Origin of the sequence: Actinospineispora acaciae DSM 45401 (assembly GCF_000620785.1) — a bacterium.
In the GTDB taxonomy this organism is placed as follows: Bacteria; Actinomycetota; Actinomycetes; order Mycobacteriales; family Pseudonocardiaceae; genus Pseudonocardia; species Pseudonocardia acaciae.
The window spans coordinates 183,925-196,937 of sequence record NZ_JIAI01000001.1 but is presented as its reverse complement, the minus strand read 5'-3'; the positions used below and the strand labels follow the sequence as shown (position 1 = coordinate 196,937).

At 72.2% G+C, this 13,013-nt stretch carries 14 protein-coding genes; 10 read left to right on the top strand and 4 right to left on the bottom strand.

The window, feature by feature from the left end:
- Window positions 1-10 precede the first annotated feature (10 nt).
- Genes N912_RS0100995 through N912_RS0100970 form a run of 6 tightly spaced genes read left to right on the top strand, consistent with a single transcriptional unit; the run spans window position 11 to window position 4,193 of the window.
- Complete coding sequence (locus N912_RS0100995; protein WP_028920953.1) at window positions 11-1,375, top strand: Rieske 2Fe-2S domain-containing protein; 1,365 nt, start codon at window positions 11-13, stop codon at window positions 1,373-1,375.
- On the top strand, window positions 1,372-1,911 hold the full coding sequence (locus N912_RS0100990; protein WP_028920952.1) for a 3-phenylpropionate/cinnamic acid dioxygenase subunit beta: 540 nt from the start codon (window positions 1,372-1,374) through the stop codon (window positions 1,909-1,911). The genes N912_RS0100995 and N912_RS0100990 overlap by 4 nt, the downstream gene beginning before the upstream one ends.
- A complete protein-coding gene (locus N912_RS48690) occupies window positions 1,908-2,132 on the top strand; it encodes a hypothetical protein (RefSeq protein WP_037062600.1) in 225 nt (74 codons plus the stop codon). Before N912_RS0100990 ends, N912_RS48690 begins: the two co-directional genes overlap by 4 nt.
- The gene (gene hcaB, locus N912_RS0100980) at window positions 2,125-2,910 is read left to right on the top strand and encodes a 3-(cis-5,6-dihydroxycyclohexa-1,3-dien-1-yl)propanoate dehydrogenase (protein WP_028920951.1); all 786 of its coding nucleotides are present in this window, start codon (window positions 2,125-2,127) and stop codon (window positions 2,908-2,910) included. The genes N912_RS48690 and hcaB overlap by 8 nt, the downstream gene beginning before the upstream one ends.
- Window positions 2,907-3,626: a 3,4-dihydroxyphthalate decarboxylase gene (gene phtC, locus N912_RS0100975; RefSeq protein WP_028920950.1), complete on the top strand. Its 720-nt coding sequence runs from the start codon at window positions 2,907-2,909 to the stop codon at window positions 3,624-3,626. The genes hcaB and phtC overlap by 4 nt, the downstream gene beginning before the upstream one ends.
- 48 nt (window positions 3,627-3,674) lie before the next feature.
- On the top strand, window positions 3,675-4,193 hold the full coding sequence (locus N912_RS0100970; RefSeq protein WP_028920949.1) for an AAA family ATPase: 519 nt from the start codon (window positions 3,675-3,677) through the stop codon (window positions 4,191-4,193).
- Here N912_RS0100970 and N912_RS0100965 read toward each other — a convergent pair.
- Complete coding sequence (locus N912_RS0100965; RefSeq protein ID WP_028920948.1) at window positions 4,171-5,289, bottom strand: NDMA-dependent alcohol dehydrogenase; 1,119 nt, start codon at window positions 5,287-5,289, stop codon at window positions 4,171-4,173. The two genes, N912_RS0100970 and N912_RS0100965, sit on opposite strands and share 23 nt — an antisense overlap.
- Window positions 5,290-5,405: 116 nt before the next feature.
- Between N912_RS0100965 and N912_RS66380 the strand changes: the two genes are divergently transcribed.
- From N912_RS66380 to N912_RS48685, 3 genes are all read left to right on the top strand, one after another.
- Window positions 5,406-6,494 carry a sensor histidine kinase gene (locus tag N912_RS66380; RefSeq protein ID WP_037062596.1) on the top strand — a complete coding sequence of 363 codons (1,089 nt, stop codon included), beginning with the start codon at window positions 5,406-5,408 and terminating at the stop codon, window positions 6,492-6,494.
- Window positions 6,491-7,168 (top strand): response regulator, encoded by a 678-nt coding sequence (locus N912_RS0100955; RefSeq protein ID WP_028920946.1) that lies wholly within the window; start codon window positions 6,491-6,493, stop codon window positions 7,166-7,168. Before N912_RS66380 ends, N912_RS0100955 begins: the two co-directional genes overlap by 4 nt.
- Before the next feature lie 130 nt (window positions 7,169-7,298).
- The gene (locus N912_RS48685) at window positions 7,299-7,985 is read left to right on the top strand and encodes a DUF2306 domain-containing protein (protein ID WP_064745124.1); all 687 of its coding nucleotides are present in this window, start codon (window positions 7,299-7,301) and stop codon (window positions 7,983-7,985) included.
- Here the strand turns inward: N912_RS48685 and N912_RS48680 are convergent.
- Both N912_RS48680 and N912_RS0100940 read right to left on the bottom strand, forming a co-directional pair.
- Window positions 7,982-9,202 carry a sensor histidine kinase gene (locus N912_RS48680; protein ID WP_064745123.1) on the bottom strand — a complete coding sequence of 407 codons (1,221 nt, stop codon included), beginning with the start codon at window positions 9,200-9,202 and terminating at the stop codon, window positions 7,982-7,984. The two genes, N912_RS48685 and N912_RS48680, sit on opposite strands and share 4 nt — an antisense overlap.
- Window positions 9,187-9,855 carry a response regulator transcription factor gene (locus tag N912_RS0100940; RefSeq protein ID WP_028920945.1) on the bottom strand — a complete coding sequence of 223 codons (669 nt, stop codon included), beginning with the start codon at window positions 9,853-9,855 and terminating at the stop codon, window positions 9,187-9,189. Before N912_RS0100940 ends, N912_RS48680 begins: the two co-directional genes overlap by 16 nt.
- Window positions 9,856-9,972: 117 nt before the next feature.
- Between N912_RS0100940 and N912_RS0100935 the strand changes: the two genes are divergently transcribed.
- Complete coding sequence (locus N912_RS0100935) at window positions 9,973-11,175, top strand: serine hydrolase domain-containing protein (protein WP_028920944.1); 1,203 nt, start codon at window positions 9,973-9,975, stop codon at window positions 11,173-11,175.
- 3 nt (window positions 11,176-11,178) lie between these two features.
- On the opposite strand, the gene N912_RS0100930 is transcribed toward N912_RS0100935, so the two are convergent.
- On the bottom strand, window positions 11,179-13,011 hold the full coding sequence (locus tag N912_RS0100930) for an AMP-dependent synthetase/ligase (RefSeq protein WP_028920943.1): 1,833 nt from the start codon (window positions 13,009-13,011) through the stop codon (window positions 11,179-11,181).
- Between the last annotated feature and the right edge of the window lie 2 nt (window positions 13,012-13,013).

Here is a 13,013-nt window from a genome sequence, read left to right as displayed (position 1 = left end):
GGAGCGGCAGATGACCGACCAGAGCCAGGTGCTTGCCGACGTGCGGCGCGGGATGATCCCGGCGCACATCTACCACGACGAGGAGATCTTCCGGCTGGAGCGCGAGCGGGTGTTCGGCCGGTCCTGGATGTTCCTCGCGCACGAGTCCGAGGTGCCGCACCCCGGCGACTACGTGGTGCGCCGGGTGCTGGACGACTCGTTCATCGTGGCCAGGGGCGAGGACGGCACCGTCCGCGCCATGTTCAACATGTGCCTGCACCGGGGCATGCAGGTGTGCCGGGCCGAGCTGGGCAACGCCTCGCACTTCCGCTGTCCGTACCACGGCTGGTCCTACCGCAACGACGGGCGGCTGATCGGGCTGCCGTTCCACCGGGAGGCGTACGGCGGCGAGGCCGGCTTCCGCAGGGCGGACCAGGCGCTGCTGCCCGCGCCCGCGCTGGACAGCTACCGGGGCCTGATCTTCATCAGCCTGGATCCGGACGCCCCGCCGCTGCTCGACTACCTCGGCGACTTCGCCTTCTACCTGGACTTCTACGCGAACCAGAGCCCGGGCGGGATCGAGCTGGCCGGCCCGCAGCGGTGGCGGATCAAGGCGAACTGGAAGATCGGCGCGGAGAACTTCGCCGGGGACAGCTACCACACCCCGCAGACGCACAGCAGCGTCGTGGAGATCGGGCTGTTCCGCGAGCCCAAGGCGTCCAAGCGCAAGGAAGGGGCGCTGTACTGGGCGGGCCGGGGCGGCGGCACGACGTACAAGCTCCCGCCGGGCGGCTTCGCCGAGCGCATGCGCTACGTCGGCTACCCGGACGAGATGATCACCCGAGCCCGAGAGACCTGGACCGACGCCCAGCAACGGATGATCGCCGAGGACGGCTTCATGATCTCCGCCGCGTCGCTGTTCCCCAACCTCAGCCTGGTGCACAACTGGCCGAAGGTGGCCGACGGGTCCGACGACGAGGTGCTGCCGTTCATCTCGCTGCGGCAGTGGCAACCGGTCGGCGCCGGCGAGACCGAGGTGCTGTCCTGGTTCGCGGTGGACGCGGGCGCCCCCGAGGAGTTCAAGCGGCTGTCGTACAAGGCGTACCTGATGTGCTTCGGCAGCACCGGCATGTTCGAGCAGGACGATGTGGAGAACTGGGTGTCGATCACCTCCACGGCGGCCGGGTCGATGGCGCGGCGGCTGCTGCTCAACAGCCGGATGGGCCTGCTGCATGACGACAAGCCCGTCACCCCGCCGCTGGCGCACTTCTCCGGCCCCGGCACCGCGTACGTCGGCTACGGCGAGTACAACCAGCGGGCGCTGCTGCGGCTGTGGGCGGACTGCCTGGAACGGCCGTTGAACCGGGCCGCGCGCGTCGAGCTGGGGTCGTCATGACCAGACCGCTACCGTTCTCCGACGAGCGACACCTGCAGGCGCACCAGTTCCTGGTGGACGAGGCGTACCTGCTCGACGCGCAGGACTTCGACACCTGGCTGTCCCTGCTGACCGACGACGTCCGCTACCTGATGCCGGTGCGGGCCACCACCGCGCGCGGCGCCGGCTTCGACACCTCCCCCGGCATGGCGCACTTCGACGAGGACAGGTACTCGCTGGGCCGGCGGGTGGCCAGGTTCGCCACCGAGCACGCCTGGACGGAGGACCCGCCGTCGCGGCTGCGGCACTTCGTGACGAACGTGCGCGCGTTCGCCACCGACGACCCCGACGAGCTGGCCGTCCAGTCCGCCGTGCTGCTGTTCCGCAGCCGCGGCGACGTGCGCGAGCCGGCGCTGGTCTCGGCCGCCCGCGACGACCTGCTGCGCCGCGACCCGAGCGGGAAGGCCGAGTCCGCCGGGCACTGGATGCTGGCCGCGCGCACCATCACCGTGGACGAGTCGGTGCTCCGCATGCAGAACCTGGCGGTTTTCCTATGACTGAGCCCGTGATCGAGCTGGCCAACGAGTTCGCCGAGATCCGGGTGCGCAAGGTGCACACCCGCAACGGCGCGCGGCTGCTCGTCGAGTCCCCGCGCTCCGGGCGGCGGGTGTCGCTGTGCCCGCTGGAGCTGGAGGCGCTCACCTGGCAGGACGACGACGTGTTCTCCGCGATGATCGCCAACCCGTACGGCCCGCTGGAGGTGGACGGCGGTGGCTGACTGGCTGGCCGGCAAGCGCGCGCTGGTGGTCGGCGCCGGGTCGGGCATCGGGCGGGCGGTGCTGGACGCCTTCCGCGCCGAGGGCGCCACCGTGGCCGTGCTCGAACGCGACCCGGCCAAGTGCGCGGCGCTGGCCGACCAGTTCGACGACGTCCCGGTGGTCGTCGGGGACGCCACCACCCGAGACGCCAACGAGCGCGCCGTCGCGGCCGCGGTCGACGCGTTCGGCGGGCTGGACGTCCTGGTCAGCTGCGTGGGGATCTTCGACTTCTACCGCGGCCTCGGCGAGCTGGACGCCGACGTGATCGACAGGGCGTTCGACGAGATGTTCGCCGTCAACGTCAAGAGCCACCTGCACTCGGTGAAGGCGGCGCTGCCCGCGCTGCGCGCGTCCCGAGGCGCGGTGGTGCTCACCGAGTCCACCTCGGCCTACCACCCCGGCCGGGGCGGCGTGCTGTACGTGTCGTCCAAGTTCGCGGTCCGGGGGCTGGTCACCGCGCTGGCCCACGAGCTGGCCCCGGAGGTTCGGGTGAACGCGGTGGCCCCGGGCGGCACCCTGCACACCGACCTGCGCGGGCTGGACGCCCTGGACATGTCCGAACGCCGGCTGGCCGACACCCCCGGCCGGGAACGCGAACTCGCCGCCCGTGTCCCGCTGAACGTCGCGCTGACCGGCGCCGACCACGCCTGGAGCTACGTCTTCCTGGCCTCCGACAGGTCCCGGGGCATCACCGGCGGCGTCACCCATCCCGACGGCGGCATCGGGGTGAAAACATGAACGGGGAACTGGCTGCCCGGCGCGCCGAGCTGGCGGCCGCCTGCCGCGTACTGGCCGCCCGCGACCTCGCGCCCGGCTTCCTCGGCCACGTCAGCCTGCGCGTCGACGAGCACCGGCTGCTGGTCCGCTGCCGGGGCGCCGAGGAACGCGGCCTGGCCTACACCGTCCCGGAGGACATCCGCCTGGTCGACCTGGACGGCAACCCGGGAGCCGCCGGCGAGCTGGACGGCTACGCCGCGCCCAACGAGCTGCCCCTGCACACCGAGGTGCTGCGCCGCCGCCCCGACGTGGACGCCGTCGTGCACGCCCACCCCGCCGCCGTGGTCGCCGCCGACCTGGCCGGCCTGGGCATCCGCCCGATCGTCGGCGCCTACGACATCCCCGGCGCCCACCTGGCCGCCGGCGGCGTGCCCGTCTACCCCCGAGGCGTCCTGATCCGCAACCGCCGCCTGGCCGCCGAGATGGTCGCCGCGATGGCCGACCGCCCCGTGGTGCTCCTCCGCGCCCACGGCCTGACCAGCACCGGCCCCACCGTCCCCCATGCAGTCCTGCGCGCCCTCGCCGTCCAGACCATCGCCGCGATGGCACTGTCCGTGTCCCAGGCCGGCGCCACCCCGACCGACCTGCCCGCCGAGGACCTCGCCGAGCTGCCCGACCTCGGCGGCGGCTTCAACATCGACACCGCCTGGCGCCACGAACTGGCCCGCCTGCCCTGAGCTAAACCCGGCTGCCGTGACACGGCCGGCGACGTAGCCTCGCCAGGCGTGGAACGCGTAGTGATCATCGGGCCGGGTGGGTCCGGCAAGAGCACGCTGGCCCGGGCGATCGCCGCGCGGACCGGGCTGCCCGTCGTGCACCTGGACGTGTTGTTCTGGCGCGCCGACTGGGAGCCGGCGCCTGTCGAGCAGGCCGTGCGCGACCTGGCCGCCGCTGTGGCGGACGACCGGTGGATCGTCGACGGGAACTTCCTCCAGCGGGTCGGCGAGGACGGACGGCTCGACCGCGCGGACACGGTGATCTTCCTCGACCTGCCGAGAAGGGTATGCCTCTGGCGGGTGATCGTGCGGCTGGTCCGCGACCGCCGGCGCACCCGCCCGGACCTGCCGGAAGGCTGCCGCGAGGGCTTCGACCCCGACGGCCTGCGCTGGATCTGGAACTACCCGGCCACCGAGCGGCCGAGCGTCCTGAAGCTCCTCGCCGGCGCCGCTGAGCGCGGTGCCGTGGTGCACCACCTTCGGTGCCGCGCCGACGTACGGCGTTTCATCGCCGGTCGTGGACGATGAGGCCGCGGATGATCTTTCCGTCGCGCAGGTCCTGGTAACCCTCGTTGATCTGGTCCAGGGTGTACCGCTTGGTGATCAGCTCGTCGAGCTTGAGGCGGCCGGCGTCGTACAGGCGCAACAGCTTGACGATGTCGTACTGCGGGTTGGACGAGCCGAACTGCGAGCCTCGGATGACCTTCTCGCCCCGGGTGAGCAGGGCGCCGGGAATCTGGATGGTCAGCTTGTCCGGGTGCGCCTGGCCGGTCACCACCAGCGTGCCGGTCTTGCCGATGACGTCGAAGGCGTTCGCGACCACCTTCTCGTCCACCACCCCGACGGTGATAAGGGCCTGGTCGGCGCCCTGCCCCCAGGTCAGCTCCGTCACCTTCGCGGCGGCCTCCTCCGCCGTGGCGTAGGCGTGGCTCGCGCCGAACTCGATGGCGGTCCGCCGCTTGAACTCGACCGGGTCGACGACCACCACGTACTTCGCCCCGGCGTAGACGGCGCCCTGCACCGCGTTGATCCCGACGCCGCCGATCCCGTAGATGACCACGGTGTCACCGGCGCTCACGCCACCGGAGTTCACCGCGGTGCCCCACCCGGTCGGCACCCCGCAGCCGACCAGGGCCGCGGGCTCCAGCGGGAGCCACTGGTCGACCTTCACCACGGAGTGCTGCGACACCGTGGCCCGCTCGGAGAACGTGCCCAGCAGGCACATGCTGCCGTAGTCCCTGCCCTGCCCGTGGTACCGGAACGTGCCGTCGGGGAATCCGGCCGGGTTGATGAGGTACGCGCTGAGGTCGCAGAGGTTCGAGTGGCCCGTCGCGCAGTAGCGGCACGTTCCGCAGTTGGGCGTGAAGGTGCAGACCACGTGGTCCCCCGGCTCGACCTTCGTGACCCCCGGACCGACGGACTCGACGATCGCCGAACCCTCGTGGCCGGCCACGATCGGGAACCGCGGCACGATGTCCCCGTCGATGAGATGCAGGTCGGAGTGGCACAACCCGGACGCCACGTACCTGATGTGGACCTCGCCGACGCCCGGATCGTCGACGTCGAGCTCGCGGATCTCGAACGCCTTGCTGCCCTCTTCGAGGATGGCCGCCCTCGTCTTCATCGCCCACCCCCGCCGAGTGAAGGAAACATCGAACCTCTCCTAGGTTCCCCCATCCGGACGCTCGTTGCGACACCTCGGGGTCATGAGAGGCCTGGACACACGCTTACGATCGGGCCGTGGCGTTGCCGCGTTGGGCGCATGCGGCCGGGTTGGGGCTGGTCGTGCTGCTGGTGGTTGCGGCGTGGGCGCAGGGCGGGGCATGCCGGTGCGGGCTGGACGGCTGGGCGGCCGCGGGTGGGGTCGCGGTGGTCGTTCTCGCCGTGGCGGTTGGCTTCCTGGCCCCCTCGTGGACGGCGGTCGTGCCCTCGGTGTTGCTGTTCGGCGCGGTGGTCGTGCTGTCCGGCACCTGGCCGGGGAACGTGGGATGGTTCGTGCCGCTGGTCGTCGTGGCGTACCTGGCGCTTCGGTTGGGGCTGGTGGCGGGGGTCGTCGGCTGGTCGGCATCGCTTGCCGTGATCGCGGTCATGGCGTGGGTGAGCCCGGACGCGGGCTGGGCGAACTTCGCGCTCGGCTCGTCGGGGTTCTTCTGGGGCTGCTGGGTTGCGCGCAACCGGATCGGGCTGGTGGAGCGGCTGCGTCGGGCGGAGGCGGTGGCCGAGCGGCAGCATCTGGCCAGGGAGCTGCACGACATCGCCGCGCACACCCTGGCGGTGACGGTGCTGCACCTGGGCGGTGCGCGCCTGGCGGTGGCCCGAGGGTCCGACGAGGCGGAGGCGGGCATCGTCGAGGCCGAGCGGCTGGCCCGCCGGGGCATGAACGAGTTGCGGCAGGTCGCACGCATTCTCGCCGAGCCGGACGACGGCCGGGTCAGGCCCCCGCAACCGGGAGTCAAGGACCTCGCGATCATGTTCGAGGAGTACCGGACGGCCGGTGTCGAGTTGGTGGCCCGGGTCGTGGGCGACCTGTCATCGGTAGGCGACACCACCGGCCTGGTGCTCCACCGGTTGACGCGGGAGGCCCTGGCCAACGCGAGCCGTCATGCGCCCGGCCAACGCGTCGAGGTCCGGTTCGAGGTCGAGGCGGGCACGGTGCGAGCGACGGTGTCCAACGCGGTGCCCGACGCTGGGCCGGACGCGGGGCCCTCGGCGCGCCGCGGCGGGGTGGGAGTGCGGGCGATGCGAGAGCGGGTCGAGGCGGTGGGCGGGCGGCTGTCGGTCGGCACGGAAGGACAGCGGTGGGTGGTACGGGCGGAGCTGCCGGCGTGATCACGGTCGTGCTCGTCGACGACCATCACCTGGCCAGGGTCGGGCTTCGATCCATCCTGCTCCCGAGCTACGGCTTCGAGGTCGTCGGCGAGGCTGCGGACGGCGACGAGGCGCTCGCGGTGGTCGCCTCGGCCGAACCCGACGTGGTCGTGATGGACGTCCGGATGCCCCGGATGGACGGCGTGGTGGCCAGCCGCGCGCTGCTCGCGCGGGACGCCACCGCCCGGATCCTGGTGCTGACCACGTTCGGCGAGGACAGCGTGCTGGCCACGGCACTGCGTGCCGGCGCGTCCGGGTTCTGTGTGAAGGACGCGCCGGCCGAGGACATCCAGCGTGCCGTGCGGGCGGTTGCGGCCGGTGACGGGTGGCTCGACCCGACGGTGTGCGGCCGGGTCCTGCGCCGCTACCGCGACGACCCCGCGACCGATCCCGAGGCCCGGCGCCGGCTGGAGAGCCTGACCGTTCGCGAGCTGGAGGTCCTGCGGCTGATCGGGCGGGGGCTGACCAACATCGAGATCGCGGGCCGCCTGTTCGTCGGCGAGGGCACGGTCAAGACGCATGTCGGACGAATCTTCGCCAAGCTGGACGTCCGGGACCGGGCGGCGGCGGTGGTCCTCGCGTTCGACCACGGTGTGGTACGCCCCGGTCACCCCCTCACTCCCCCCACGGTCTGACCGCGTCGTCGGTCCTGGGCCAGACGACACCGAGCCGCTGCCCGGCCAGGCTGGACCCGTGACCAGATCCCTCGCACGTCCAGCGGCTGCACGTACCCGGGCAGGCTGGGCGTGGGTCGCACTGTCCTCGATGGCGGTCGCCGCCTACTTCGTCGGGCAGTACACCGACGGCACCCTGGTCGAGCTCGCCGGGCGCCACGTCGGCCTGGCCCCGACCTACGCACACCGGCCGTGGCCGGTACGGGCCGCGTTCTACGCCCATATCGGCTGTTCCGGACTCGCCCTGTGCCTCGGCCCGCTCCAGTTCTCCCGCCGGCTGCGCACCCGCCGCCCCTCGGTTCATCGCTGGGTCGGCCGGGTCTACCTGTGCGGCGTCGCCCTCGGAGCGCTCGGCGCATTCGTCATCTCGATGTTCTCCTCGATCGCGTTCAACGGCTTCTTCGGCTTCGGCACCCTCGCCGTGCTGTGGGCATGGACCGCATGGCGGGCCTACCGGGCCGTCGCCTTCTCCCGCGACTTCCCCTCGCACCAGGCCTGGATGATCCGCAACTTCTCCCTCACCTACGCCGCGGTCACCCTGCGGCTGTGGCAGAACGGCCTGATCCTGCTCCAACTGCCGTTCAGCGACGCGAACCTCGGGACCATCTCCGACACGGCCTACCAGGCGCTGCCGTTCTGGTGCTGGCTACCGAACATCGCCGTCGCAGAGCTCATGATCCGCCGTCGCGGCCTGCCCGCGCTACGGCTCAGCCCCCCGACGCCGGCGGCCCTGTCCGGCTCGCCCGGCCGCCCGGCCGTGCACCGGGATCGGGTCTAGCGGTCCGCCCCTGCTTGATCGGGTCCAGGGTGAGCAGCGCGACCAGGTGGGGCTTCTCGAACAGGGCTCACCGGGAGCGGGAAACGCACGGTGATGTCGAGGCCACCGGTGGGGCGGGCGATGACCTCGATCTCCCCTCGGTGGGCGGTGACGATGGCCTGCACGATGGACAGGCCGAGCCCGGCGCCGCCGTCGGTGCGGGTGTGGGTGCGGGCGCCTTCACCTCGGACGAACGGTTCCAGCAGCGCGGCCGCCTCGCCGGGTGGGACGGCCGCGCCGGTGTTGCGGATGCGCAGGGACGCGTGGGTGGCGGCGGCCTCGGTGCTGAGCGTGACGTGACCGCCGGGGTGGTTGTACCGGACGGCGTTGTCGACCAGGTTGCCGATCATGCGTTCGAGCAGGACCGGTTCGCCGTCGACGGGGGCCGGGCGCAGGTCGGTTCGCAGCGTGACGTCCCTGGTCGCGGCGCCCTCGGTGGCGCGGTCGAGGACGCCCGCCGCGGCGGCGGCGAGGTCGACGGTGCGGGGTTCGGCGGGGCCGACGTGGCTGCGGGCCAGCGTGAGGAGCCCGTCCAGGGTGCGTTGGCTCTGCTCGACCGCGGTCCTGATGTCGGCGGCCATGGTGAGCAGCTCGGACCTGCTGGGCTGGCCGTCCAGGGTCACGTCGATGGCGGTGCGCACGGTGGTCAGCGGCGTGCGCAGCTCGTGGGCCGCGTTCGCGGTGAACATCCGCTGGCTGTGCAGCACCCGGTCGCGCTCGGTGACGCCCTGCTGGATGCGGTCCAGCATCCCGTTGACCGTGTCGGCGAGGGCGGCCAGCTCATCCCGAGGCGTGGTCACCGGCACCCGTTCCCGGAGGTTCTCCGCCGAGAGCCGTTGGGCGGTGGCCGAGATCGCGCGGATCGGCCGCAGCACCCGCCCGGCCACCAGCCAGACCAGCGCGGCGGCCAGCACGGTGACCACCCCGAGGGCGACCCCGGCCTGGGTCAGCAGCTCGGCGAGGGTCTCGGACCGCAGGTGCTCCGCGAGATCCGGCGGTGCGGGCGGCTCCGGCGGCGGGCCGCCGTTGGAGGGGTCGATGTGGACGAGGGTCAGCCGATGCGCGAGGTTGCGCCGCATCAGCAGGTAGGTCAGGGCGGTCAGGGCGATGCCGGCGGCCAGCACCAGCGCGGTGAACAGAACGCTGAGCCGGGCGCGGGCGCTCAGTCGGACGGACACGGGCGGATCCGGTATCCGGCGCCGATCACGGTCTCGATCACGGACGGGTCGCCGAGCTTGCGGCGCAGCGTGCCGACGGTGATCCGGACGGCGTTGGTGAACGGGTCGGCGTGCTCGTCCCACACCTTGTCCAGCAGCGCCTCCGCAGCCACCACGTCACCGCCGGCGGCCAGCAGCTGCTCCAGGACGCCGAACTCCTTGGGCGCCAGGTGCAGCGCCCGGCCCGCGCGCTCCGCCGTGCGCCGCGCCGGATCGAGCACCACATCGCCGGCGCGCAGCACGGGTGGCCGGGCCGGCGCGCTGCGCCGGGCGAGCGCATGCACCCGCGCGACCAGCTCGGAGAACGCGAACGGCTTGCCCAGGTAGTCGTCCGCGCCCAGGTTGAGCCCCTCGACCCGGTCCTCGACCGAGCCGGATGCGGTGAGCATCAGGACCCGTGTCGTACCGCGCCGCGCGAGCCGCCGGCACACGGTATCGCCGTGCACCCCCGGAAGGTCGCGGTCCAGCACCACCACGTCGTACGGCGTGAGCTCGCAGTTGTCCAGCGCGGTCCGGCCGTCGAAGGCGACGTCGACGGCGAACCCGTGCCTGCGCAACCCCACCGCGATGTAGCCGGCCAGCGCCTGCTCGTCCTCCACCAGCAACACCCGCATCGGCGGCCATGGTCCCAGCGCCGGCATATGGACGCCGTATGCGGCCGTCATCGGCCCTCGATCGGTGCCCCTCGGTAGACGTGGTGCCCCATCGACAGCGAAAGGAACCCAACCTCGATGCTCCCCCGCAGGGCCTTCGTCGGCGGCCTGCTCCTGGCGCCCGTGGCCGCCGCCGCGTGCGGCCGTGCCCCGAGCCGGCCCGATGTCCCCGCGCCGGTCCCGAACGCCTGGACCGGCTACGACGATCACCTCACACAGCTCAGCAAGGACGGAAAGTTCTCCGGCGCGGTCCTGGTCGCCAAGGGTGACCAGCGGCTCCTGGAGACCGGGTACGGCATGGCCGACCGAAGAACGGGTGAGGCGAACGCGCGGGACACCCTGTTCTGTATCGGCTCGATGGGCAAGATGTTCACCGGCGTGGCCGTGGCCCAGCTCGTCGCCCAGCGCAAGCTGTCGTTCGACGACCCGATCGGCAGGTACGTGACGGGCTTTCCGCCGGCGACCGCCAACGGCGTGACGGTCCACCACCTGCTCACCCACACGTCCGGGATTCCCGACTGGATCCCGGAGGAGGCGGACGGCGAGTCGAAGTATCCGATCGGCGTGCTGATGGAACGCATCTCGCGCGAACCCCTCGAGTTCGCGCCGGGCGCGAAGTTCAACTACAGCAGCGCCGGTTTCGTCACCCTCGGAGCGGTCATCGAGCGCGTCGCGGACCAGCCCTATGACGAGTACGTGCGCGAGCACGTCCTGGCACCCGCCGGCATGGTCCACACCGCGATCCGGGACTTCAAACCCGCCGAGATCCCGCACATGGCCCACCCGTACGCCCTGGTCGGCCCCGACGGGAAACCCGCCGTGGACGGGCCCGTGTCCGACGCCGCCCTGGCCGGAACGCACCTGGAGGACATCGGCACCACGGTGAAGCTCGCCAGCCCCGCCGGTGGAGCGTGGTCCACCGTGGGGGACCTGCTCAGGTTCTCCCAGGCGCTGCTCGCCCATCGACTTCTCGACCCGACGCTCACCAACACGGTGCTGGCGGGCAAGGTGCCGATCCCCGGTCCCCCGCCGCCAAAGACGCCCCCCACCGAGAACGGCGGACCGGCCGGCCCGAAGAGGACGCCGCCCAAGTACGCCTATGGCTTTCTCGACAGGCGACCCAACGGGGTGCGCATCGTCGGCCACAACGGGGGCACGCCCGGCTACGAGGGAGAGATCGACATCTACCCCGACACCGGGTACACCGTGGTCATCCTCACCAACCAGGACCGGGTCGAACGACCGGCGATGCAGGAGTCGGAGAAGCTGCTGACCTCGTAACGGCTAACCGGGCGCCGCGTACAGGCCCTCGATCTGCTCGCGGTAGCGCTCGTTGATCACTGGGCGTTTGAGCTTGAGGGTTGGGGTCAGCTCGCCGGTGCCGGTGTCCCAGAGGTGGTCCAGCAGCGTCCAGCGCTTGATCTGTTCGACCCGGGACAGGCGAGCGTTGGCCGCCTCGACGGCGCGCGCGACCTCGGCCTGTATCCGATCGTCGGCGACGGCTTCGGCCACGGTGGCCACCGAGATTCCGCGCGCGGCGCACCAGGCCTGCCAGTCGATCGGGTCCAGGGTGAGCAGCGCGACCAGGTAGGGCTTGGCGTCGCCGTACACGCACACCGGCCCGACCAGGCCGGACTCCCCGGTGACGGCCAGCTCGACGGTGCCGGGCGCGATGTTCTTGCCGGCCGCGTTGATGATCAGCTCTTTCTTCCGGCCGGTGATGGTCAGGTAGCCGTCCGCGTCCAGCGTGCCCAGGTCGCCGGTGTGCAGCCAGCCGTCGGCGTCGATGGCCTCGGCGGTCGCCTCCGGGCGGTTGAGGTAGCCGGGCGTGATGTTCGGGCCCCTGGCCAGGATCTCGCAGTCCTCGGCCAGCCGCAGCTCCACGCCGGGCAGCGGCTTGCCCACGGTTCCCGGGCGCGGCGCGTCCGGCGGCGTGACGGTGAGCGCGACGCTCGACTCGGTCATGCCGTACGCCTCCAGGATGGTGATGCCGATGCCCTCGAAGAACGCCATCACCTCCACGGACAGCGGGGCGGCGCCGCTGGCCGCGATCTCCACCCGGTCCATCCCGATCGCGGCCCGGATCCGGGAGTAGACCAGCCGGTCGAACAACGGGTGCAGCAGCCGGGCCGCGAGGTCGGGGGTGCGGCGGTCGAACCGGGCCTGGCCGACGCGGCGGGCCACCGAGAACGCGGCGCCGGCCAGCGCGCGGCGCACCGGGCTGGGCGCGGTGGCCGCCCGTTCCCGGATCGCGCCGTGGATCTTCTCCCAGATCCGGGGCACGCCGAAGAAGATGTGCGGGCGGACGGTCGGCAGCGCCTCGGCCACCCGGCGCGGGTCCCGGACGTAGGTCACCGTGATGGCCTGGTGGCAGGCCATGTAGTGGCTGAAGGTGCGCTCCGCCAGGTGCGCGAGCGGCAGGTACGACACGGCGGACCAGCCCTCCGGCGGCGGACCGGTGTCGTCCGTGCGCTGTGCGTCGACGCCTTCCAGCACAAACCGGATGCCGACGTGGGTGATCACGGTGCCCTTGGGGTTCCCGGTAGTGCCGGAGGTGTAGACGATGGTCAGGGTGTTGTCCGGGCGGACCAGGGCGCTGGCCTTGTCGACCTCGTCGCCGCGCGCGTCCAGCCGTTCCTCGGCGGCCGCCACCAGGTCCTCGAAACGCCGTACCCCCTCCGGCGCCGGCTCGGCCGGGTCCAGGTCCACCGCGACCAGGTGGCGCAGCCGGGGCAGCCGGTCTCGGATGGTGCGCCACAGCTCCAGCTTGTCGGCGTCCACGATGGCCACCGTGGCCCCGCAGTCGTCCGCCACGTAGGCAAGCTGGTCGGCGGCCAGCGTGTTATAGAAGCTGGTCGGGATCGCGCCGGCGTACAGCGCGCCGATGTCGGCCAGCGGGTGCTCCGCCCGGTTCACCATGTGCAGGCCGACCACCTCGCCGGGGCGCACGCCGAGGTCGAGCAGCGCCAGCGCGACCGCCCGAGCCCGGCGCCGGTACTGCGACCAGGTCAGCCGCGTCTGGCCGTCCACGATGGCGGCCCGGTCCGGGTGTTCGGTGGCGTTGTGGTCGACCAGGTCCAGGATCGTGCCCCGGTCGGTGGCGGCCGGCTCGGTCATCT